General features: G+C 52.4%; 17 protein-coding genes. 7 read left to right on the top strand and 10 right to left on the bottom strand.

Annotated elements, in window-relative coordinates; genetic code table 11:
• Nucleotides 1–13: 13 nt before the first annotated feature.
• Nucleotides 14–685, bottom strand: a complete 672-nt coding sequence (locus tag H144_RS0102860; RefSeq protein WP_019940522.1) for an ABC transporter ATP-binding protein — start codon at nucleotides 683–685, stop codon at nucleotides 14–16.
• An 85-nt stretch (nucleotides 686–770) separates the two neighbouring features.
• Between H144_RS0102860 and sucC the strand changes: the two genes are divergently transcribed.
• On the top strand, nucleotides 771–1,994 hold the full coding sequence (gene sucC, locus H144_RS0102855) for an ADP-forming succinate--CoA ligase subunit beta (protein ID WP_019940521.1): 1,224 nt from the start codon (nucleotides 771–773) through the stop codon (nucleotides 1,992–1,994).
• An 81-nt stretch (nucleotides 1,995–2,075) separates the two neighbouring features.
• On the opposite strand, the gene H144_RS0102850 is transcribed toward sucC, so the two are convergent.
• The 3 genes from H144_RS0102850 to H144_RS0102840 form a co-directional block, all read right to left on the bottom strand.
• Entirely contained in the window at nucleotides 2,076–3,410 is a 1,335-nt protein-coding gene (locus H144_RS0102850; protein WP_019940520.1) for a GntP family permease, read from the bottom strand.
• Nucleotides 3,411–3,417: 7 nt separating this feature from the next.
• Nucleotides 3,418–4,569 carry an alpha/beta hydrolase family protein gene (locus H144_RS0102845; RefSeq protein WP_019940519.1) on the bottom strand — a complete coding sequence of 384 codons (1,152 nt, stop codon included), beginning with the start codon at nucleotides 4,567–4,569 and terminating at the stop codon, nucleotides 3,418–3,420.
• Nucleotides 4,570–4,679: 110 nt separating this feature from the next.
• Nucleotides 4,680–5,576 (bottom strand): diacylglycerol/lipid kinase family protein, encoded by an 897-nt coding sequence (locus tag H144_RS0102840; protein ID WP_019940518.1) that lies wholly within the window; start codon nucleotides 5,574–5,576, stop codon nucleotides 4,680–4,682.
• A 45-nt stretch (nucleotides 5,577–5,621) separates the two neighbouring features.
• On the opposite strand from H144_RS0102840, the gene H144_RS0102835 reads away from it, so the two are divergent.
• The 6 genes from H144_RS0102835 (at nucleotide 5,622) to H144_RS0102810 (ending at nucleotide 14,381) form a co-directional block, all read left to right on the top strand.
• Nucleotides 5,622–6,659, top strand: a complete 1,038-nt coding sequence (locus H144_RS0102835) for an App1 family protein phosphatidate phosphatase (protein ID WP_026350364.1) — start codon at nucleotides 5,622–5,624, stop codon at nucleotides 6,657–6,659.
• Between the two features lie 87 nt (nucleotides 6,660–6,746).
• The gene (locus H144_RS0102830) at nucleotides 6,747–7,433 is read left to right on the top strand and encodes a response regulator transcription factor (protein ID WP_019940516.1); all 687 of its coding nucleotides are present in this window, start codon (nucleotides 6,747–6,749) and stop codon (nucleotides 7,431–7,433) included.
• A gap of 6 nt (nucleotides 7,434–7,439) precedes the next feature.
• Nucleotides 7,440–8,807: a sensor histidine kinase gene (locus H144_RS0102825; RefSeq protein ID WP_019940515.1), complete on the top strand. Its 1,368-nt coding sequence runs from the start codon at nucleotides 7,440–7,442 to the stop codon at nucleotides 8,805–8,807.
• Between the two features lie 104 nt (nucleotides 8,808–8,911).
• Nucleotides 8,912–10,159: a TolC family protein gene (locus tag H144_RS0102820; RefSeq protein WP_019940514.1), complete on the top strand. Its 1,248-nt coding sequence runs from the start codon at nucleotides 8,912–8,914 to the stop codon at nucleotides 10,157–10,159.
• 19 nt (nucleotides 10,160–10,178) lie between these two features.
• Nucleotides 10,179–11,267, top strand: a complete 1,089-nt coding sequence (locus tag H144_RS0102815; RefSeq protein ID WP_019940513.1) for an efflux RND transporter periplasmic adaptor subunit — start codon at nucleotides 10,179–10,181, stop codon at nucleotides 11,265–11,267.
• A 6-nt stretch (nucleotides 11,268–11,273) separates the two neighbouring features.
• Nucleotides 11,274–14,381, top strand: a complete 3,108-nt coding sequence (locus tag H144_RS0102810) for an efflux RND transporter permease subunit (protein ID WP_019940512.1) — start codon at nucleotides 11,274–11,276, stop codon at nucleotides 14,379–14,381.
• A 51-nt stretch (nucleotides 14,382–14,432) separates the two neighbouring features.
• Here the strand turns inward: H144_RS0102810 and H144_RS0102805 are convergent, their stop codons facing one another.
• The 6 genes from H144_RS0102805 to H144_RS0102780 form a co-directional block, all read right to left on the bottom strand.
• A complete protein-coding gene (locus H144_RS0102805; RefSeq protein ID WP_026350363.1) occupies nucleotides 14,433–15,290 on the bottom strand; it encodes a hypothetical protein in 858 nt (285 codons plus the stop codon).
• 84 nt (nucleotides 15,291–15,374) lie between these two features.
• Nucleotides 15,375–16,805 carry a hybrid sensor histidine kinase/response regulator gene (locus tag H144_RS0102800; RefSeq protein ID WP_019940510.1) on the bottom strand — a complete coding sequence of 477 codons (1,431 nt, stop codon included), beginning with the start codon at nucleotides 16,803–16,805 and terminating at the stop codon, nucleotides 15,375–15,377.
• Between the two features lie 21 nt (nucleotides 16,806–16,826).
• Nucleotides 16,827–18,290, bottom strand: a complete 1,464-nt coding sequence (locus H144_RS0102795) for a sigma-54-dependent transcriptional regulator (RefSeq protein WP_019940509.1) — start codon at nucleotides 18,288–18,290, stop codon at nucleotides 16,827–16,829.
• A gap of 27 nt (nucleotides 18,291–18,317) precedes the next feature.
• The gene (gene rpoN, locus H144_RS0102790; RefSeq protein ID WP_026350362.1) at nucleotides 18,318–19,760 is read right to left on the bottom strand and encodes an RNA polymerase factor sigma-54; all 1,443 of its coding nucleotides are present in this window, start codon (nucleotides 19,758–19,760) and stop codon (nucleotides 18,318–18,320) included.
• A 467-nt stretch (nucleotides 19,761–20,227) separates the two neighbouring features.
• The gene (locus H144_RS0102785) at nucleotides 20,228–20,539 is read right to left on the bottom strand and encodes a hypothetical protein (RefSeq protein ID WP_019940507.1); all 312 of its coding nucleotides are present in this window, start codon (nucleotides 20,537–20,539) and stop codon (nucleotides 20,228–20,230) included.
• Between the two features lie 19 nt (nucleotides 20,540–20,558).
• On the bottom strand, nucleotides 20,559–20,843 hold the full coding sequence (locus H144_RS0102780) for a YtxH domain-containing protein (RefSeq protein WP_019940506.1): 285 nt from the start codon (nucleotides 20,841–20,843) through the stop codon (nucleotides 20,559–20,561).
• Nucleotides 20,844–21,147 lie beyond the last annotated feature (304 nt).

Raw genomic sequence — 21,147 nt, 5'->3', positions numbered from 1 at the left:
GACGGGAATAATATCATGCCAAATGCTGGACCATTAAACCGTCCTGCATAACCAGCCTGCGATCCGCCATTTCGGCCAGCTCTTCATTGTGCGTCACAATAATGAACGTTTGCCCGGTTTCGTCCCGCAGTTTGAAGAACAACTGATGCAAATCCAATGCGTTATGCGAATCCAAATTGCCGCTCGGTTCGTCAGCTAATACGATGGCCGGCCGGTTCACCAGGGCACGGGCTACGGCTACACGTTGCTGTTCGCCGCCGGAAAGCTGGGATGGCAAATGGTCCATCCGGGAGCCAAGGCCCAGCAGTTGCAGCAGCTCTTTCGCGCGGGTCTGGATGTCCTTTTCATTGACATTCCCATTGATATATCCCGGCATACACACGTTTTCCAATGCCGTGAATTCCGCTAGCAGGTTATGGAACTGAAAAATGAAGCCGATCTTTTCGTTGCGGAAACGTGCGAGCTCCTTATCCTTCTGGGTAAATACATTGATACCTTCGATAAATACCTCGCCATGTTCCGGCCGGTCGAGGGTTCCGAGGATGTGCAGGAAGGTACTTTTCCCCGCGCCGGATGGTCCGACGATCGCTACTACTTCCCCCTTTTTTACTTCGAGATCAATGCCTTTTAAAACCTGCAATGACCCGTAAGTACGCCTGATCCCGCTCGCCCGAAGTAGCTCCATAATGAAAAGATAATTGCGCCGAAAACACGCCCGTTTTGATTAATTCCTTAATTTGCCGTGAAAATACCAATTTACTTTTATACTCATGAATATTCACGAATATCAAGGCAAAAGCGTTCTTAAAAAATACGGTGTGCGTATTCAGGAAGGCCTCGTAGCCGACACTCCGGATAAGGCGGTAGAGGTTGCACGTGAGCTGAGCCAGCAGACAGGCACCAAATGGTATGTTGTAAAATCCCAGATCCACGCAGGTGGCCGCGGAAAAGGCCGTATCGTCGGCAGCGAGCAGCGCGGTGTGGCATTGGCTAAATCCGTTGAAGATGTCAGGACCATCTCCAATAATATCCTGGGTAAAGTATTGGTAACGCACCAGACCGGTGCAGAAGGCAAGCGAGTAAACAAAGTCCTGATTGCGGAAGACGTATACTACCCAGGCCCTAGCGAGCCGAAAGAATATTACCTGTCGATCCTGCTGGATCGCGGCAGAAACTGCAACGTGATCATGGCCAGCACCGAAGGCGGTATGGACATCGAAGAAGTGGCAGAACATACTCCTGAAAAAATCATCAAAGAATGGATCGATCCGAAAGTTGGATTGCAGCCGTTCCAGGCACGTAAAGTGGCATTTGCCCTGGGCCTGGAAGGTGATGCGTTCAAGGAAATGGTGAAATTCATCTCTGCACTATACAGAGCCTACGCGGAAAGCGACTCGTCGATGTTCGAGATCAACCCGGTTTTGAAAACATCCGACAACAAAATCCTCGCCGTAGATGCCAAGGTTGACCTGGACGACAATGCATTGTACCGTCACCCGGAACTGGCCGAAATGCGCGACACCAACGAAGAAGATCCTTTGGAAGTAGAAGCAGGCGCCAACAACCTGAACTACGTGAAACTGGACGGAAACGTAGGTTGTATGGTAAACGGAGCCGGTCTGGCGATGGCTACCATGGACTTGATCAAGCTTTCGGGCGGTGAGCCTGCCAACTTCCTCGACGTAGGCGGTGGCGCGAACGCACGCACGGTAGAAGCGGGTTTCCGTATCATCCTCAAAGACCCGAACGTAAAAGCGATCCTGATCAACATCTTCGGCGGTATCGTTCGTTGCGACCGTGTTGCTGCCGGTGTCGTGGAAGCTTACAAAGCGATCGGCGAAATTCCGGTGCCAATCATCGTTCGTCTGCAAGGAACCAATGCAGAAGAAGGCGCGCGCATCATTAACGAATCCGGTTTGAAAGTATATTCAGCAATCGAATTCAAAGAAGCAGCTGCAAAAGTTTCAGAAGTTTTGGCCCAGCTGGGATTGTAAGAAGCAAAAGCTTATAAGAGAGAGGGTAGTCGTGATGGCTACCCTTTTTTCGTTTAAAATGTCCGGTAAACCTGACTTCTCCTACCCCAATATCCAATACAACACCATTGTCGCCGCGAAACTCACTACGCCCTGCAAGCCCGTCAGGATGGTGTGCGTGCGGTAGGTATCCCTGGCCGAAATGCCGGTGAATTGCGATACGACCCAGAACCAGGCGTCGTTCGTGTGTGAGACGATCATTGCGCCGCTTCCTACTGCCATGACGACCAGCGTTATTTGAACGGGCGTTACAAAACCGAGGGATGCCAGCAGCGGGGCGAGGATGCTGGTGGTGAGTACCATCGCCGACGTCGTCGAGCCCTGCGCTGTTTTAAAGAAAATGGCGATCAGGAATGCGATAATGAGCAGGTAGCCACCCGACATTTCATTGTGCAGCAGCCATTCGCTGACCATCTCTTTAAGTGAGGTTTCCTTTAAAATAGCGCCGAATGCCCCTCCCGCACCTACGAGCACGAGCGTGGTGCCGCAATGCTCGATACCGCTTTTGAAACAAGCCATCATGCGCTGCGAAGCGTTTTCCGGGAATAATGAATAACTGAAAAAGATCGCGAGCAGGAATGATACCAGCGGGCTGCCGAGGAAATTCAGCCAGCGCGTGAGCTCCTCAGGAAAATGCAGGATTTTGGCAAATGAAGCGAGGGTAATGAGCAGAATCGGCAAAACAATGGGCATGAATGCCTTCCATGCAGGCGGCAGCAGCTTTTCATCGATCATCACCGGCTCTTCCACAGCAGCATCATCAACGAGCTTCACATTATTTGCATATTTGCCCGCAAACCAGGTCGAAAGGAACAGGCTGGGAATCGAGACAACGAGGCCGATGAGGATTACCAGCCCGATGGAGTCGGGAATGCCGAGGTTCCCGGCCGCAGATAGTGGTCCTGGCGTGGGCGGCACAAGCGTATGCGTGGCAAAAAGGCCGCCGGATAGCGACAATGCGATAGTAGCCAATGGTTTACCGGTGCGTTTCGCGACGATCTGGTTGAGTTTATGCAAAATAATAAACCCGGAATCGCAGAAAACCGGGATGCCGACAATGCCACCGATCACCGACATGGCAAATGCGGGCCGCTTTTCGCCGAACAGGTTAAGAATGACATCCGCCACCTTGATCGCAGCGCCGGATTTGTCGAGAATGGCGCCGATGACGCAGCCGAGAATTACCATCAGGCCGATTTTGGACATCAGCTCACCGAAACCCTTTCCGATGGTTTCCGCCAGCTTATCGATCGGTAAGCCGGCAAAGACACCTACAAATAGCGCCGCCAGCAGCAGGCCGACAAGCGGGTGCATTTTGAAAACTGTTGAACTGAGTACGATAAAGGCAATGGCCGCCAGTACGATGACGAATATCATGGGCGCACTATAAAAGTTTAAGCACCGCGTCGTCGCCCATTACCGCATTCGAGGGACGTGGGTGCGCATTGTCGAAAACCGCCAGGTCCTTTTGTTCCAACACCTTGGCCGGTTCCTCGTCAATTTGCCCGTCGTTGCTGGTCACCGCTTTCAGGTCCAGTTTCAGGTGTTTCGCCATGAATGCATACATTGCCTTCCGCTTTGAAGGGCCGTAATCGTGCTTTTCGTTGGCCAGATGCACCGCTTCGAGATTATCCTTCTTGTTATACAATGCATAAATCTTTTGCATGAACGGGTATTCCACGTCGGGCGTGTTCTTGGTCCAGTCGCCGCCGTCGGAGATCATGATCATCGGGCGAGGAGCGGCCAGGGCGGCTATTTCCACGTTATTGGTTTGGTAATCGCCTTTTTTGTGAATAGGCAGGCCGCTTTCGCACACGCAGCCGCCGAAGAAATAGGCCGATACCATCACCACCGGCACCGACACTTTTACGCGGTTATCCAATGCAGCGAGCAGGAATGTCTGCGTGCCGCCACCCGATTCACCCGTACAGGCGACGCGGTTCGGATCGACGCCTGGTATCGTCAGCAGGAAGTCGAGCGAACGAATGCTGTTGATCGTCTGCAACTTCAATGCTTTCGCCATTTTGTGCTCGCATTGTTTGGCATCACCCTGCCCTACCATATCCCAAACAAATACGATCGCGCCCATGCGTGCGAGCGTCGCGCAGCGCTTCTGCGTCTGCTCCCGGAACCGCCCGTGCGGGTTCTCGCCATGCCCGTGCGGTGCGAGGATAGCGGCATAGGACTTCTGTTTTTTCAGAGGCTTGTACAAATTTCCCGTCACATAAATACCCGGCATACTCTCGAAAGCCACATTCTCGATGGAATAGCCATCCATTTCCTTTTTGGAATGGATGATCGGCTGGGACATCGGCTTTTCGGGCAATGTCTGCAAATCCATCCCGTCGCGGATCTGCTGGCGGATTTGCGCCGCGCGGGCTTCCCATTCCACTTTGGAAACGGGGACGTGTTTAGTTAGGAACACCCGGCCCTGCTCTTCGGTAAAATAAGCACCCTGGCAAAGTTCGGGCTGCTGCGCCTGCGCGACCGACGCCAGGCCCAGGAGGCCAAAAAGAATGGTATATGCGATTTTCATAGAGATTGCAGTTTGGTGAGAAAAGCGCAGGAGTTCCGTTGGATACTGTTGACGACAGAGGATTTTGACCACCGACCGCTGTCGGCCGTCGGCGGTCAACAACCGCCCCCCTACTCCTCATCCCGCAGCCCTACCGGAATGGCAATGCGAACGTAGCCCGGCAATATCACCGCTTCCAGCTCCGTTACCAGCCCCTTATATTCGCCGTCAATCTGAAAATGTGCGGATTTTTCCACGCATTCGATCTTCGCATGTTCCACGGAGATTACTTTCATGATTTCGGGATTGAAATCGGTGCTGCCGGCGAGGATCTTGGCTGTTTCGATGAAATCCAGCTTCTTGGCAATGACCAGTTCGAAAAAACCGTCGCACATGTCGCCGATCGGGTTAATGCTCACGCCCGTACCGTACTTTTTGGCATTGGCGATGATGACGATCAATGCCTCGGTTTCCAGTACTTCGTCCCCGGCAGTAATCTTTACGTCGAAATTTTCATGCTCGCTCAGCGTACGGAGCATTTCGCGGGCATAGCCGAGCTTGCCGCGCGTATCGCTGTCCTCGTAGTTTTTGACCAGCAATGCATTCAGCCCGATATCCGCCAGGTGCAGGCTGATCTCCCCATTGATAGACACCGCGTCGATCGCCGAAACTTCGCCTTCGAATGCCACTTCCAAAGCCTGATCGATGGAACCCGAAAGCCCGAAATCGACGGAAAGGCCATTCGCCGAGCCGGCCGGGATAATGCATAAAATGCTGTCGGTACCGTGCATCGCCTGGGCGACCATCGAAATGGTTCCGTCACCGCCGGCCACCAGCACGCGCTCGGGCCTGATATTTTCAACCATTTCCCGGATGGTCTGCTGATCGTCGTCGCCGGTGGTGGAGTAAATGCGCAGGTCGCAGCCCTCCGTCTCCGATTTTTCAATGACCTTTTCAAAAATTACATCCTTGTTCACGTCCCCTGAAATGGGATTTACGACCAGCAAAACTTTCGGTTGTGAAGACATATTCAATAAATTAGGGACTCGAAGTCGTAGAGGATAAAGATAGTTATGAAACGTTGTGACTTAAAACTATACCGTGGCTACGCCAACAAAAGAGAACTTGTCGTGTTTGGCCATGTGGTGAAAAAATACCCCTCGGGTGACCGGAAATATACCAGGCGGGGTTTCCGGTACGCGAAGACCATTATCGAGCTGTTCTCCATTAAAACCATTCCCTTTTTAAAAATTACCCTGCACGTGGGTGAAAACACCTTCGAAACGACCGCCGAAGCCGACGGTTACTTCCGTTTCCAGGTTCCGCTCAACGAAGAAATGCCCAGCGGATGGCACACCTACCGGGTAACATTAGACGACGAGCTTAACGGCAAAAAGTACCACGCCGAAAGCTCGGAAGAATTTTTCCTGCCTTACAAAAGTTCGTATGGGATCATTTCCGACATCGACGATACTTTTCTCATCTCGCATAGCCGCCGTTCTTTCAGGAAGTTATTTGTATTGTTATCCAAAAACGTGCAGGCGCGCAAGCCTTTCGACGACGTGGTGAGGCATTACCAGCTGCTATCGTTCGCGAGCCGCACGCACCCGCACAAGGACAGCAACATTTTCTTTTACGTATCGAGCAGCGAGTGGAATTTGTATGATATGATCGTCCGTTTCGCCGAGCTGAACGGGCTGCCGAAGGCCGTTTTGAAACTCAAAAAAATCAAGTCGGGGCTGGACGATTTCGTGATGACGGGCAGCGGTTCGCATGAGCATAAGTTGCGGAAAATCCACAATATCATCAATTTCTATCCCGAATTGCAGTTTATATTACTCGGCGACGATTCGCAGAAGGACCCCGAAATCTACGAGGAAATCTGCCGGACGTTCCCGCAAAGCATCCGGGCCGTGTACATGCGCCAGACGCGCCGGCGCGCGAAGCCGCTTACGACGCTTTTGCTTAAAAACATTCAGGACATGGGCATCGACACATGTTACTTCGCGCACAGCAACAAGGCCATCATCCATTCGCTCGAACAGGGCATCGTGTTCCAGACGCCCGCAGAACCCGAAGTGAAGGAAATTGTGCAGAAAGCCATTTCCTGACTTACTTTGCCGGGTGGATTATCTGTCGGCCGATTTTGGCAAGTATCCGCACTTTTGTAACTTGATCCGACGCTTTTTAGCATACACATGAAAAAAATCCTGATCGTAGAGGACGACCGCAGGATCGCCCAGAACATTTTCCGTGGGTTGGTCGCCGAGAATTTCGAGGCCGAAATTGCCTATGACGGCATTACGGGCAAGCAGATCGCGTTGGAAAAGAAATTCGATCTCGTGCTGCTGGACGTGAACCTGCCGGGCATGAAGGGCTACGACGTTTGCCAGCAGATCAGGATTTATAAGCCGTCGCTGCCCATTATCATGCTCACGGCATTCGGCGAGATCGAGGATAAGGTAGAGGGGCTCAATAGCGGCGCCGACGATTACATTGTCAAGCCGTTCGATTTCAGGGAGTTATTAGCACGCATTAATGCCGCATTACGGGTTTCGGAATTATTAAACCCCGAAATTTCGGACAAAATCCTGCGCATTGCCGACCTGGAAATGAACCTTGGCACCAAACAGGTGAAACGTGGCGGTAATGTGATCGACCTCACGGCGAAGGAGTTTGCCCTGCTCGAATACTTCCTGCTGCACCGCGGGCGCGTCGTGTCGAAGATGGACCTGGCCGAGCACGTGTGGCACCTCAATTTTGACCCCGGCACCAATGTGGTAGAGGTGTATATCAATTATTTACGCAAAAAAGTCGATAAGGACTTTCCCACCAAGCTGATCCACACCCGCCCCGGGATGGGTTACATTATGAAAGAAGAATAGCCTCCTATGAAGATCAAAGACCGTATCGCCCTCCAATTCACGCTCCTGGTGGCGGGGGTGCTGCTGGTGTTTTCCATTGCCATTTACAGCGTGTCGGAGCATTACCGGCAGGAGGAATTTTACGACCGCCTGCGCAGCCGCGCACGCACAACCTGCCGCCTGCTCGTGAAAGTGAAAGGGATCGACAAGGACCTGCTCAAAGCCATCGATCAGAATACGCTTTCGGAAATGCTCGACGAAAAGGTGCTCATTTTCGATTCAAAAAACGAGCTCATCTATTCCAGCGTGGATGACAAGCTGCTGACCTACCATACGACACTACTGAACGAAGTCCGGGTGAACGAATACATGGAGTTCCACCAGGGAGAAAACGAGGTGATCGGGCTGCTGTACCAGGAGGGCGACGACCCGCTGGTAGTGTTGGCATCGGCTTATGACACATTCGGGCATAGCAAGCTGCAAAACCTGCGCAGCACGCTCGGCTGGGGACTGCTGGCCGGGATTGCGCTCACCGTCGGGCTGGGGATTTACTTCGCCGGCAATGCATTGAAGCCCATTAGCCGCATTAATGCGCAGGTGTCGCTCATTACGGCGCAGAATTTGTCCCAAAAACTCGACGAGGGTAACCGGAAGGATGAAATCGCCCAGCTGGCCATCAATTTCAATACGGTGCTATACCGTCTCAACAAGGCGTTCGAACAGCAAAAAAGCTTCGTGTCCCATGCCTCCCACGAGCTGCGTACGCCGCTGGCAGCATTGAAATCGGAGATCCAGCTGGGGCAGCGGTTCAATAAAAACAACCCCGAAATCGAAGAGGTATTTGCCAATCTTTTCTCCGACACCGAGCGGCTGATCAGCATTACCAACAACCTGCTTTTCCTCGCGCGCTCGTATGAGAGCATGGGCAATATCAAAATGACGCAGATACACATCGAAGACCTCGCATTCGTGGCGAAGGAAGAGCTGCTGTCCGCGCACCCCGATTACACCATTGTGATCGACTACGAAACGATCCCCGAAAACGAGAACCAGACGGTGATCGAAGGCAATGAGGAATTGCTGAAAAGGGTCTTTACCAACCTGCTCGACAATGCCTGCAAATACTCCGCCGACCACGGCGCACAAATCCTGATCTCGTCCGACGACAAATCGTGCATTGTCAAAGTCCGCGACCGCGGCATTGGGATCAGCGAGGAAGATTTGCCGCATATTTTCAACCCCTTTTTCCGATCGTCCAATGCGACCGAGCTGCCGGGGTTCGGGATCGGGCTTTCCATTTGCCAGCGGATCGTGGAGCTGCACCAAGGCACCATTTCGGTGACCAGCGAAATAGGTGTCGGGAGCGAATTTCAGGTCCGTTTGCACCACGTTTGACGCCTTCCGGGCCCGGCCCCAGGCATTCTAATTTTTTTCTAAGCTTTTTTTAAGCCTGGTGTAATACCGGTGTCGGAATATCGCAGCATTCTAACACGGACATTATGCGAATCTATCTCACCGGGCTTTTAGTACTCCTAACAACCGCCTTACACGCACAGGACACGCTCCGGCTCTCCATCCGGCAGGCCGATAGCCTGTTTTTACAACACAACCTGCAAATCCTGGCCGAAAAGTACCAGATCGACATTGCGAAGTCGATCGAGATCCAGGACAAGCTTTGGAACAACCCTTCTTTCGGGGTCGAAATCAGCGCATACAACCCGTCGCGGGGCGCGTTCGACGTGGGCAGAAACGGCCAGAAAGCATTCACCATCCAGCAGCTCATCACCCGGGCCGGCAAGCGCAACAAACAGGTGGCGCTGGACGTGGAATCGACGCGCAAAGCCGAGTACCAGTTCTACGACCTGATCCGCACGTTAAAATTCGACCTGCGGCAGATCTTCTTCGAATCGTACTACCTGGAACAGACCGTGGCATTGTACGACACGCAGATCGCGACGCTCACGACGACCGTCAATGCATTCGACAAAGAATATAACCGCAAGAATATCTCGCTGAAAGAAGTGGTACGTCTGAAAGCCCTCCTGTTCGAGCTGACGAACGAACGGGCTAACATCCTTTTTGAATTACAGGAAAACCAGCGCGACCTCCGCACACTGCTCAGCACGGAACGCCCCGTGAAATCGATCGTCGATAGCTCGGAAATCCAGCGGTACCACCTCGACCGGTACAACCTGGCGGCGTTGCGGGAGAAAGCATTGCAAAGCCGGGCGGACCTGAAAGTGGCGCAGTCGGAAGCAAAACAGGCGGAATTGAATTACACCTTACAAAAAGCATTGGCTAAGCCCGATGTGCAGGTAGGCGCCATTTACGACCAGGCCAGTAACTACCAGAACAACTATTTCGGTCTCAATGCCACCATCGACCTGCCGTTTTTCAACCGGAACCAGGGAAATATCCGTGCTGCCAAAAGCAGCATCAGCTACTATAAAACGGCCGAGACTGCCAAACAGAACTCGGTAACCAATGAGGTAGACGCCGCCGTGCAAAAGGTAGGCATTGCCGACAAGGCCTTCCAGAGCGTGGAAAGCCAGTTTTCCGACCAGTTTCAGCTGCTGAGCAAGGGCATTTACGACAATTTCCAGAAACAAAATATCACCCTCCTCGAATTCATCGACTTTATCGAAACCTACAACGAAAGCATCAAGGAATTTAACCGCCTGCAAGCCGACCGCATCAAGGTGTACGAGGAGCTGAACTACGTCGTCGGCGAGGAGCTGTTTAACTAACCTACTAACTCATTTACCCATGAAAAATTCCCTGTATGCAGTCGTGCTGGCCACCGTGGGCGTGTGGTTGACGTCCTGCGAGCAAAAGAAGGTCGAAAACGACGAATCGAAGGCATTCATGCTTTCCGACACCATGATGAGCCGGATCAAACTCGACACCGTGCGTACCGAGCCTGTGCGCAACGAGCTCACACTCGTGGGCAAGGTGGTGCCGGACGAAAACCAGGTGATCAAAGTGTACCCGCTCGTGGGCGGTAATGTCGATGAAGTGGATGTGGAACTCGGCGACAATGTGCGCAAGGGCCAGAAACTGGCGACGATCCGCTCCGGCGAAGTGGCCGATTTTGAGCGGCAGAAGATACAGGCACAGTCCGACCTGCTCATTGCGCAGAAGAACCTGTCGTCGACCGAGGATTTGTTCGAAAGCAAGCTCGTACCCGAGCGCGACGTGATTTCCGCGCGGCAGATCGTGGACAAGGCGCAGGCCGAGCTGAACCGCGTGAAGGAGGTATTTACCATTTACGGCTTGGGCAATTCTACCAACTACACCGTGAAATCGCCCATTAACGGTTTCATTATCGACAAGAATGTGAACCGCGGCATGCAGCTGCGTTCGGACAATTCCGAAAGCCTTTTCACTGTGGGCCAGATCGCCGACGTGTGGGTTATGGCCAATGTGAACGAAAGCGACATCCCGCGCATCAAGCTCGGCATGCCGGCAGAGGTGCGCACGATCAGCTTTTCGGACGAGGTATTTAAAGGGAAGGTCGATAAAATATACAATGTCCTTGATCCGGACACGAAGGCGATGAAGATCCGCATTCAGTTACAGAATGTCGGTTTCAAACTCAAACCCGAAATGCACGCTACCGTTACCCTCAATTTCGAGGAAGGCGAACAAATGCAGGCGATCCCGTCACAGGCCGTGATTTTCGACCGGAGCAAAAACTGGGTTATGGTATACCACAGCCGCACGAAAATCGAAACGCGCCCCGTGGAAGTGTACCGCTCCCTCGCGAACCGCACCTACATAGCCGAAGGCCTCAAACCGGGCGAAACGATCATCTCCAAAAATCAACTGCTGGTTTACGACGCGCTTAACGACTAATATCCCATGAACAAATTCATCCGAGGCATCGTGGGCTTTTCGCTCAAGAACCGGTTCTTCATATTCTTTATGACAGGCCTGCTGATCATTTCGGGCATCGTCAGCTACCAAAACACGCCGCTGGAAGCATTTCCTGACGTGACCAACACGCAGATCATCATCGTAACGCAATGGAACGGCCGGAGCGCGGAAGAAATCGAGCGGTTTGTAACCGTGCCGATCGAGGTGGCGATGAACTCCGTGCAGCAGAAAACCAATGTCCGCAGCACAACGATGTTCGGTTTGAGCATTGTCAAAATCATTTTCGATGATAATGTCGAGGACTTTTTCGCCCGGCAGCAGGTAAACAACCAGCTCCGGACCGTATCGCTGCCCGAGGGCGTGGAGCCCGACGTACAGCCACCCTACGGACCCACCGGAGAGATTTTCCGGTTTACATTACAAAGCAAGGACCGCGACAGCCGCGAGTTGCTCACACTGCATAAATGGGTGATCGACCGCCAGCTCCGCAGTGTGCCCGGTGTGGCCGACGTGGTGGCATTCGGCGGCCGCGACAAGATTTACGAGGTGCAGGTGAACCCTACCAAGCTCGTCAAATACAACATTACCCCGCTGGAAGTGTACCAGGCCGTGACGAAAAGCAATGTGAACGTCGGCGGGGACGTGATCGAGAAAAACGGGCAGGCGTACGTGGTGCGCGGGATCGGGCTGCTGAACTCCATCCCCGACATTCAGAACATTATCGTTGAATATGTCAAAGATTACCCCGTGCTGGTCAAAGACGTGGCCGATGTACGGGAATCGGACATGCCACGGGTGGGACAAGTGGGGCTGGACGGTAATGACGACGTCGTGGAGGGTATCGTGGTGCAGCGCAAAGGCGAGAACCCAAGCGAGGTATTGGCACGTGTGAAGGACAAGATCGAGGAGCTGAACACGAAAATCCTCCCGCCGGACGTCAAGATGGTCACATTCTACGACCGCGACAACCTCATCGAGTTCTGTGCGCATACCGTGAAGCATAATCTCGTGGACGGGATCATTCTCGTGACGGTGATCGTGTTCGTATTCATGGCCGACTGGCGCACGACCGTCATCGTATCGATCATTATCCCGCTCGCATTGCTGTTCGCATTCATGTGTCTACGGCTCAAAGGCATGTCGGCAAACCTGCTCTCGATGGGCGCGATCGACTTCGGGATCATCATCGACGGCGCCGTGGTGATGGTGGAAGGCATATTCGTCGCGCTCGACCACCTGGCGCACAAGAACGGCATGGAGCGGTTCAACAAACTTTCTAAATTAGGATTAGTGAAGCGCACCGGCGGCGAGTTGGGCAAAGCCATTTTCTTTTCCAAACTCATCATTATTACGGCATTGATCCCCATTTTCAGCTTCCAGAAAGTGGAGGGTAAAATGTTTACGCCGCTGGCCTACACGCTCGGGTTCGCATTGCTGGGCGCGTTGCTGTACACGCTCACGCTGGTACCGGTGCTTTGCTCGATATTGCTGCGGAAAAACGTGCGCGAAAAGAGCAACCCTATTGTCCGCTTCTTTGATAACATCGTCACCAAAGGCTTTGAATGGTGCTATGCCCGTAAAAAGCTCAGTATCATCCTGGCGACGGCATTCCTGGGCCTCAGTTTATTTTCTGCCAAATTCCTGGGTACCGAGTTCCTTCCGACCCTGAACGAAGGCGCATTGTGGGTAGAAGCCAAAATGCCGATGAGCAGCTCGCTCGCCGAAACCACCAAAATGGTGACCACGCTACGCGCGAAGCTCAACGAATTCCCCGAGGTGAACGGTGTACTCTCTCAAACAGGCCGCTCCAACGACGGTACCGACCCGTCGGGCTTTTACTATGTGCAGATGCAGGTGAATCTGAAACCCAAGGAGGAATGGAAGCGCAAGATCAGCCAGGACGACCTCATTGAGGAAATGGATACGAAATTGAAACAATTCCAGGGCATCAACTACAACTATTCGCAGCCCATTATCGACAACGTGGCCGAGGCCGTGGCGGGGATGAATGCGAGCAATGCCGTGAAAATCTACGGTGACGACCTGGAAACACTGAATGAAAAAGCAAACCAGGTGCTGGAAAAAATCAAGGACGTACCCGGTATCAAAGACGTGGGTATCCTGCGAAACATCGGTCAGCCGGAGATCAGCGTGATCCTCCACGATCATAAAATGGCCCAGTATGGCGTCAGTACCGCCGACGCGCAAGCCGTGATCGAAATGGCGATCGGGGGTAAAACGGCCTCTATCCTGTACGAAGGGGAGCGTAAGTTCGACATCCGCCTGCGCTACGAAGAACAATACCGCCGCACGGTCGACGACATTCAGCAGCTGATGGTACCTACCCTCACCGGCGGCAAAATCCCTTTGAAAGAAATCTCCACGATCCGCACCGTCACCGGCCCGGCATTCGTGTACCGCGATAACAACAAGCGCTTCATTGGCGTGAAATTCTCCGTCCGCGAGCGCGATCTGGGCAGTACCATCGCCGAAGCGCAGTCGAAAGTGAAGCCATTGCTTTCATCCTTGCCGAAAGGTTATTCGGTAAGCTGGTCGGGTGAATTTGAAAACCAGGTGCGGGCCACGGCGCGGTTGGGCCAGGTGGTCCCAATCAGCCTGATCGGGATATTCATTCTGCTGTTTATCATGTTCAGTAATGCCAAAGACGCCGGACTGGTGCTGATCAACGTGCCGTTCGCTTTGATCGGCGGTATCCTGGCGCTCCACATTACGCATATGAACTTCGGCATTTCCGCGGGTGTGGGCTTTATTGCACTTTTCGGGCTTTGCGTGCAAAATGGGGTAATATTGATTTCGGTATTCAACAAAAACCTGGCTGCGAGAATGTCGCTCGACGAGGCGATCCGCGAAGGTGTGAAATCGCGCATCCGGCCGGTTATTATGACTGCCTTAATGGCGGCGATCGGTTTGCTGCCTGCGGCGGTATCGACAGGTATCGGTTCCGAAACGCAGAAACCGCTGGCCATCGTCGTAATCGGCGGGCTCATCACCGCCACCGTGCTGACGCTCCTGATCTTCCCGATCATCTACGGGTTCTTCAACAGGAAGATCCGGGTTTCGAAATACGCGTGATGGAATGTTGATTGTATGAAGAATGGGTCACCTGCACAACCGGTGGCCCATTTATATTTTTCCGTGATTCAATGGAGAGAAATCATACCCGATATGGAACACATAACGCAATGAAATACCAAAATTCCACCCGCTGCCATCTCCTTCGATCCGCGCGCGCTCGGTTTCTACCCCATTCACTTTATAGACGAGATCGGTGGTGATGGAATTGCCTATCCCCCATTGTTTCCGGGCAAAAATGGACATGTCGATGGATTTGGCAACCTTAATCACATACTCGGCGGAAGCCTCCACGAGCCCGGTCATGGATTTGCTGATACGCGTGTCGCTCGACATATACAATGTATCCACACCCAGCCGCCGGCCTCTTTCACGGTAGCCCGAAAATTCCATAAATTCCTTCGCCCTGCCCGAGTTAGGCACGAGCCCCGCCCCGGCGCTAACCCAGAATGCAGATTTGCGGACGGATGGCTTTCCAAACAGCAGCCGCATTTTACCCCGCAGAATGAGGTTGTTCTTGTCATTTTCCATCTGGTAGCTCAGCGGGTTATCGCCATAAATCATCAGCACATTATGGATCGCCGAGCGGTCGTAAGCGAGCTCGATATTCCATTGCTCCTTATAAACCCAGCCCGTCGAAATGCCCCAGGAAGATACCGTGGGCGATTGCGTACCAATGAGTCCGTCGAAGTCGTTGTCGATCGTGTTATTGTCTTTTCTGACAAAACCATTCACCCCCACATACCAGCGGTCGTGCACTTTGATATCCCCGAATTTTTTGAGCAGTGATTCGGTATTGTAAGGCTTCGCGCCGATCGGCTTCGTGTAGATTTTCCGGTAGTAGTCTTCGTCCTGCGCGCTGGCGGCGAGGAACAGGCAGCAAAAGAGGATGGTAAAAATGGGTTTCATAGAAGTGCTCCGGCTTTTTCTCACCTTACGCGCGTCTATGCCCGGACGTTGCACGAAAAACGGCGATCAACGCCGTTCCTCCTACTATTTGGTGGTTTGGAAACTAATCGTGAATGTGGTACCCTCGCCCAGCGCCGACTGTACTTCGATACGCCCGTGATGCGCGTGGATGATGCTCATTGTCGTGGACAGGCCAATACCCATCCCATTGTTTTTACCCGTAAAATATGGTTCGAAGATCTTGTCCATGTGCTCCTCGCTGATGCCCGAGCCGTTATCGGTAAATATCACCTGTATGGCGTCAGCATTCCCGCGCGTCGCGATGCGCAGCACGCCCTTATCCTCCTCCATCGCCTCGATGGCGTTGGTAATGAGGTTCAGGAAAGCCATTTGAAGGGAAACGCGGTCGAGCGGTATGGCCAGTTCATCCTGGCAGAACTCGTTGACGATCTGTATTCTTTTCAACTGAACGCGGTCCAGTGCGGCGCTGATCGCCTGGCTGAGCACCGAATGCACCGAATTTTCGACCAGTTCGATATCTTCCGAGCTCGACGGTTGCAGCAGCTGCGTAATGAGATCGTTAATGCGCGTGCAGTTGCGTTTGATAATCTGGGTATAAAATTTCTGGTCTTCGTCGGTGAGCTCCATTTCCAGCTGCTCGGCCGAGAGGTTCACGTTCGTAAGTGGGTTACGCACCTCGTGGGCGAGCATGCGCACGAGCCGGCCGGTTACGGCCATTTTTTCGGAAAACAACCGCTCTTTTTCGGATTGTTTCCGGGCAGTCATATCATGTAGTCGGCCCTGGATATACGGATGGTCGTCGTCGACCTCCACCGAGGCCGAAAACAGGCAGTATTTTTTGTCGCCTTCCCTGGGTAGCAGCCGTACCTCGTGGTCATGAATGGGCTGCTCGGCAATGTCTTGCCACAAGGCCGAGAACTGCGGGTCGTCCACGAGTTCGGTGATCTTTTTCTCCTTCAACTGCTCGCCGGAGTAGCCTGTAAGCTGGCTGGCCGCTTCGTTCAGATCGATAATGTTGCCTTCGAGGTCGCTGATGAACAGGAAGTCGTTGGATTCTTCGAAAACCCTCCGGTAGCGGCGTTCGCTGTGGCGCAATGCTTTCAGTACCGACGTCCGTTCCAGGGCGTAACGAATGCTCCGTTCCAGCTTTTCGGCGTCGAGTTCGCTTTTGATCAGGTAATCGGCCGCTCCGAGGCGCAATGCTTCGACGGCGATTTTGGTATCACCCTTGCCGGTTAGCAGGATAATCGGCTCTTCGCATTCGAAGCTGCACGCGAGCTCGATCAGGTCAATGCCCGTACTTTCGCCCAACAGGTAATCGAAGAGGTACAGGTCAAATTTGTTGTCTTTGATCTGCGTCTCCGCCTCCCTGAAAGTCGCGCACCAGGTAATGTCGAACTTCCAGTTGACGAGGTCCTGAAAATACTCCCGGGTCAGGAAGTAATCGTCCTCGTCGTCATCTACCAGCAATACCCGGATCTGTTTATTGTTCATTCCGCACGAGCCGTTGCGATATCAGATATCGAATTGTTTCATTTTGTTATAAAGTGTCTTACGGTCGATGTTGAGCAGGCGCGCGGCCTTGCTTTTATTGAAATTCACATCCCGCAAAACCTGCATGATCATATCGTATTCCGCCTCGTTGGCCACCGTTTTCAGACTTGGCTTGGTTTCTTCGCCGTCCGCATTGTCGGTCAGCAACGACGCCGCCGCGGCACTGCTTGCCGGTGCAGGCTCGTCGTCCAGGTCTTTCAACCGGCGGTAATTGACGATCTCGAACGGAAGCGCTTTTTCTTCGATCAGCTCCCCGTCGGAAAGCAATGTCGAGCGCTTGATCACGTTTTTGAGCTCGCGCAGGTTACCCGGCCACGAGTAGTTGAGGAAATCGTTTTTCACTTCTTCCGAAAATCCCCTCACATTCTTGCCCAGCTCCACATTCGTCGTTTCGAGGAACGAAGTCGCGAAAAGCATCAGATCGTCTTTCCGGTTGCGCAATGCAGGTACTTCGATCGTAAATTCATTGAAGCGGTAGTATAGGTCCTCCCGGAACTTCCCGTTCCGCGCCGAGTCGAGCAAGCGCTCGTTACTCGCCACGATGATCCGCACGTCGAGGTCTATTTCTTTCGACCCGCCGATCCGTCGCATTTTGCGTTCCTGCACCACGCGAAGCAATGCTACCTGTATCTCGTACGACAAATTGGACACTTCATCGAGGAACAGTGTACCGCCGTTGGCTAATTCGAAATGCCCTATTTTGGTTTGCAATGCACCGGTGAACGAGCCCTTTTCGTGCCCGAAGAGCTCGCTGCCTGCCAGCTCCTTCGAAATCGCGCCGCAGTCCATCGCCACGAAAGGCATATCCTTGCGTTTCGACCGGTTGTGGATCTCCTGTGCGATAGCTTCCTTGCCGGAGCCGCTTTCACCGTAAATGATCACGGAGAAATTGGTAGGCGCCACAAGGTCTACCTGCTTGAAAAGATTGTCCGACACATCGCTGTTGCCCATCACATAACCCGCCTTCGTACGCAGCTGGCTTTTGCGGGCGGGTTTCGGCGCTTCCGCCGTTCCGTCCGACGATGCAGGCGCTACGTACTGATGATCTTCGTTCTGAGCAGCTTCCGCGTCGGCGATCGCCTTTTTCACCGTCACGAGGATCTCGTCAGGGAAAAGCGGTTTGGTGATATAATCGTAGGCTCCGAGCTTCATCACATTCACCGCTACCTTGATATCCGAGTAGCCGGTAATGATCAAAACCGGAACATTGGGTCTTTTGGATTTAATGGCCGTGAGCAGCTCCGTACCGGTAATATCGCCCAGCCTGAAATCGGTCATTACGAGGTCCGGTGAAATGGATTCTATCAATGCGAGACCGTCCTTACCATTCTGCGCTGTTTCAACTATAAAATCATTCTTTGATAAAAAACGCTTCAAAAGGAAGCAAATATCCGCTTCATCATCAACAACAACTATTTTTTTCATGCCGGGTATCAGGGCTTAACTTTGGTTTTAAATAGTAACTCTCAACCTCGCGGTGGGTATGTTCAATTGCTCGCGGTACTTCGCTACCGTCCTTCTGGCGACGGAGTATCCTTTCTCGGCGAGCATGTCTGTGATTTGTTGGTCATTGTAAGGGTGGCGCTTGTCTTCGTCGCTCACAATTTCGCGGATCGCCTCCTGGATTTCACGGTTCGAAACCTCCGTTCCGTCCTCGTTCGTCACACCTTCCGTGAACAGGTCTTTCAGGAGTACAATGCCGAAGGGCGTCTGCACGTATTTGTTGGTGGTAACCCTAGATACGGTTGAAATATCCATATCGATGATTTCCGCCACGTCTTTGAGGATCATCGGGCGCAGCTTCTTGATATCGCCTGTCTGGAAATAGTCGTATTGCAGCTTCACAATGGCTTTCAGCGTATTCAGCATTGTATTTTCACGCTGCTTGATCGCGTCGATAAACCATTTGGCCGAGTTCATTTTATTTTTCAGGAACTGGTTGGTGGCCTTGTCGCGCTTCTCTTCCGCCATTTGGGTAAATACCTTGTTCAGCTTCAATGCCGGGCTGTTCCCCCAGGTCAGCTGCACTTCAATTTCGCCGTCTTCGGTGTACCAGAGCATGAAGTCGGGCTTGATGCTTTCGTTTACGATCGCGTCATTACGGAGGCCCGACGCCGGTTTGGGATTGAGCGTCGTGATCAGCTGAATGGCTTTTTTCAGCGACTCTTCGTCGAGGCCGGTAATCCGCATGATCTTGTCGTAATTGCGCGAACCCAGCTCGTCGAATGCGTCGCACACGATTTTGTAGGCCCATTTCCAGGTATCGTTCTGGACCTCCATGCGGTTGAGCTGAATAATCAGGCATTCCCTCAAATCGCTGGCCGCAATGCCGGGTGGATCAAGCTGTTGGATAATTTTCAGCATTGTGTTCACTTCGTCGGTATCGATAAACATGCTGTTCGCAAATGAAATATCGTCCGCAATCACATCGCTTTCCCGACGGAGGAATCCGTCCTCATCCAGTGAATCGAGGATAAAGTCCGCTACGAGTTGCTGACGTTCATCCAGTTGCAGAAAGTGTACCTGCTGTTTAAGATCGTCCCGGAAAGAGATGGCTTCTACCATCGGACGGGTATACAACTCGTTGTCCGCCGACTGGTTATTTGCATACGTTTTGTAGTCCGGGATATCGTCGTCTCGGAACTCGTCCCAGTCGTAATAATCCTGTACGGAGTTGTCGTCGCCGCCGGGGGACAGGTCAGCATCGTCAAATTCTTCGGGTGCATCCTCCGCCGTACTTTCCTCTTTCCCTTCTTCCAGTACAGGGTTTTCCTCCAACTCCTCCTTTATCCTTTGTTCAAGCTCCATTGTAGTCAGGTGCAGTAAATTCAGCATCTGAATTTGCAAGGGAGAGTATTTTAAAGTCTGTCTTTGCGTCTGCGTCTGTCTTTGCATATAGCAACTAAGGGTATAATTTAAATTCTCTTGGTGCTTTAAATTTACGACTCTTTATCCAATGTTGACTCAACGAAGAGGTGCGTTACCGAAGATTGCGTAGTTATTTCCACATACTGAGAATTTTAATTCAGAATGTAGCGCGAATCCCCATTGCGAAACCGCTTTCTGCTCCTCCCTGACGGCATTTGACCGGCGTGTCCCTGGTAGTATTTCCGCCCGGAGCGTCAGGTTCCTGCCGGCGTAACCCGTGGCCGCCGCCGTTTCATCTGATTGAAAATCAAAAGCTATTGTTATTTTTCATGGATTTGCCACATCCTTGCCCCTCATTCCGAACATCGCACGGCGGCGCTTGCGATGTTGTCCGCGTGTATGAACGTACATTATACGAAATACAAAACCCTTGCCCGGCTGTAAACGACAAAACCCTCCGTTCGGGAGGGTTTTGCAAGCAATGTATGTAAGTATCAGGCTGGCCGCAACGGCTTATCCTCGGTCGCATTTTTGACCCAGTATAAACCTTTCAGCAGCAATTCCCTGCCTTCTTCCACGCCATGCTTCATGATGACCTTTTCGATCACCAGCGGCGCGATGAAATTAAACGGGACCGGCAAGCGTCGCAACGCCGTCCGCCCGAGCAAAGCACCCAGCCCGATCTCCATGCCACGGCCCGTGACGCCGGATGGCCCGGAAGCCATCAGATCCTTCACATAACCGATCGCGTCGGTAACATTCGCTTTGGTCTTTTCCGGTTTCGATTGAAGAGCTATCGTTTCCATAGTGCGTGGTATCCCGAATTTAAATGTTTCCTACCTGCTCGCGCGCAGACTCTGCGTAGGCTTCTGCCTTGCCCAATGTTTCGTCGGCGTAGGCTTTGCCTTCTTTTTTCCATTCGGCAGCTTTGTCGGCAGCCTGGTCTTTGCTTTTCTCTAAAGCAGCTATCAGTTCGCCTGCGAGACTGTTGGTTTTCTTTCTCAATTTCTTGATTGTCTTTTTGCTATCCTCCGGCGCGATGATCAAACCGATTACCGCCCCTGCTACCGCGGCTACTGCTATCCCTAAAATGATTTTGTTCGCTGACATAGTACGTTTGGTTTAAATGTTATCATTTCGTTTGCATCCATTGCCGAAAATCCTATACCAACCACACCGCCGCACGCGCCATCCAGGTTAACGACCTAAAATAGAGTTGATTAACGACCCATTTCAACATTGACCCGTATTTTCCTCACCTTCAAAACTGTAAAATTTGCGCCCTAAACGGTGTAAAAATGATACAAAAGCTACCGGTCTTGCCATGATGGCGCTTATTTGGATTTAAACTGATTTCGCGTGGAACAATGGCAGGGTTATTGCCTATTTTGAAGGAAAGGTTAGTTAGTAATCC

This window comes from Dyadobacter beijingensis DSM 21582 (assembly GCF_000382205.1).
Taxonomy (GTDB): Bacteria; Bacteroidota; Bacteroidia; order Cytophagales; family Spirosomataceae; genus Dyadobacter; species Dyadobacter beijingensis.
This window is presented reverse-complemented; position numbering and strand designations above follow the sequence as displayed.

What these genes read in the sequence shown, in the direction of transcription:
- H144_RS0102850 (WP_019940520.1), bottom strand. Translation starts at nt 3,410, where the DNA reads ATGATATTCGTCATCGTACTGGCGGCCATTGCCTTTATCGTACTCAGT.
- H144_RS0102860 (WP_019940522.1), bottom strand. Translation starts at nt 685, where the DNA reads ATGGAGCTACTTCGGGCGAGCGGGATCAGGCGTACTTACGGGTCATTG.
- H144_RS0102780 (WP_019940506.1), bottom strand. Translation starts at nt 20,843, where the DNA reads ATGTCAGCGAACAAAATCATTTTAGGGATAGCAGTAGCCGCGGTAGCA.
- H144_RS0102785 (WP_019940507.1), bottom strand. Translation starts at nt 20,539, where the DNA reads ATGGAAACGATAGCTCTTCAATCGAAACCGGAAAAGACCAAAGCGAAT.
- H144_RS0102805 (WP_026350363.1), bottom strand. Translation starts at nt 15,290, where the DNA reads ATGAAACCCATTTTTACCATCCTCTTTTGCTGCCTGTTCCTCGCCGCC.
- sucC (WP_019940521.1), top strand. Translation starts at nt 771, where the DNA reads ATGAATATTCACGAATATCAAGGCAAAAGCGTTCTTAAAAAATACGGT.
- H144_RS0102840 (WP_019940518.1), bottom strand. Translation starts at nt 5,576, where the DNA reads ATGTCTTCACAACCGAAAGTTTTGCTGGTCGTAAATCCCATTTCAGGG.
- H144_RS0102810 (WP_019940512.1), top strand. Translation starts at nt 11,274, where the DNA reads ATGAACAAATTCATCCGAGGCATCGTGGGCTTTTCGCTCAAGAACCGG.
- H144_RS0102825 (WP_019940515.1), top strand. Translation starts at nt 7,440, where the DNA reads ATGAAGATCAAAGACCGTATCGCCCTCCAATTCACGCTCCTGGTGGCG.
- H144_RS0102845 (WP_019940519.1), bottom strand. Translation starts at nt 4,569, where the DNA reads ATGAAAATCGCATATACCATTCTTTTTGGCCTCCTGGGCCTGGCGTCG.
- H144_RS0102830 (WP_019940516.1), top strand. Translation starts at nt 6,747, where the DNA reads ATGAAAAAAATCCTGATCGTAGAGGACGACCGCAGGATCGCCCAGAAC.
- H144_RS0102835 (WP_026350364.1), top strand. Translation starts at nt 5,622, where the DNA reads ATGAAACGTTGTGACTTAAAACTATACCGTGGCTACGCCAACAAAAGA.
- H144_RS0102800 (WP_019940510.1), bottom strand. Translation starts at nt 16,805, where the DNA reads ATGAACAATAAACAGATCCGGGTATTGCTGGTAGATGACGACGAGGAC.
- H144_RS0102820 (WP_019940514.1), top strand. Translation starts at nt 8,912, where the DNA reads ATGCGAATCTATCTCACCGGGCTTTTAGTACTCCTAACAACCGCCTTA.
- rpoN (WP_026350362.1), bottom strand. Translation starts at nt 19,760, where the DNA reads ATGCAAAGACAGACGCAGACGCAAAGACAGACTTTAAAATACTCTCCC.
- H144_RS0102795 (WP_019940509.1), bottom strand. Translation starts at nt 18,290, where the DNA reads ATGAAAAAAATAGTTGTTGTTGATGATGAAGCGGATATTTGCTTCCTT.
- H144_RS0102815 (WP_019940513.1), top strand. Translation starts at nt 10,179, where the DNA reads ATGAAAAATTCCCTGTATGCAGTCGTGCTGGCCACCGTGGGCGTGTGG.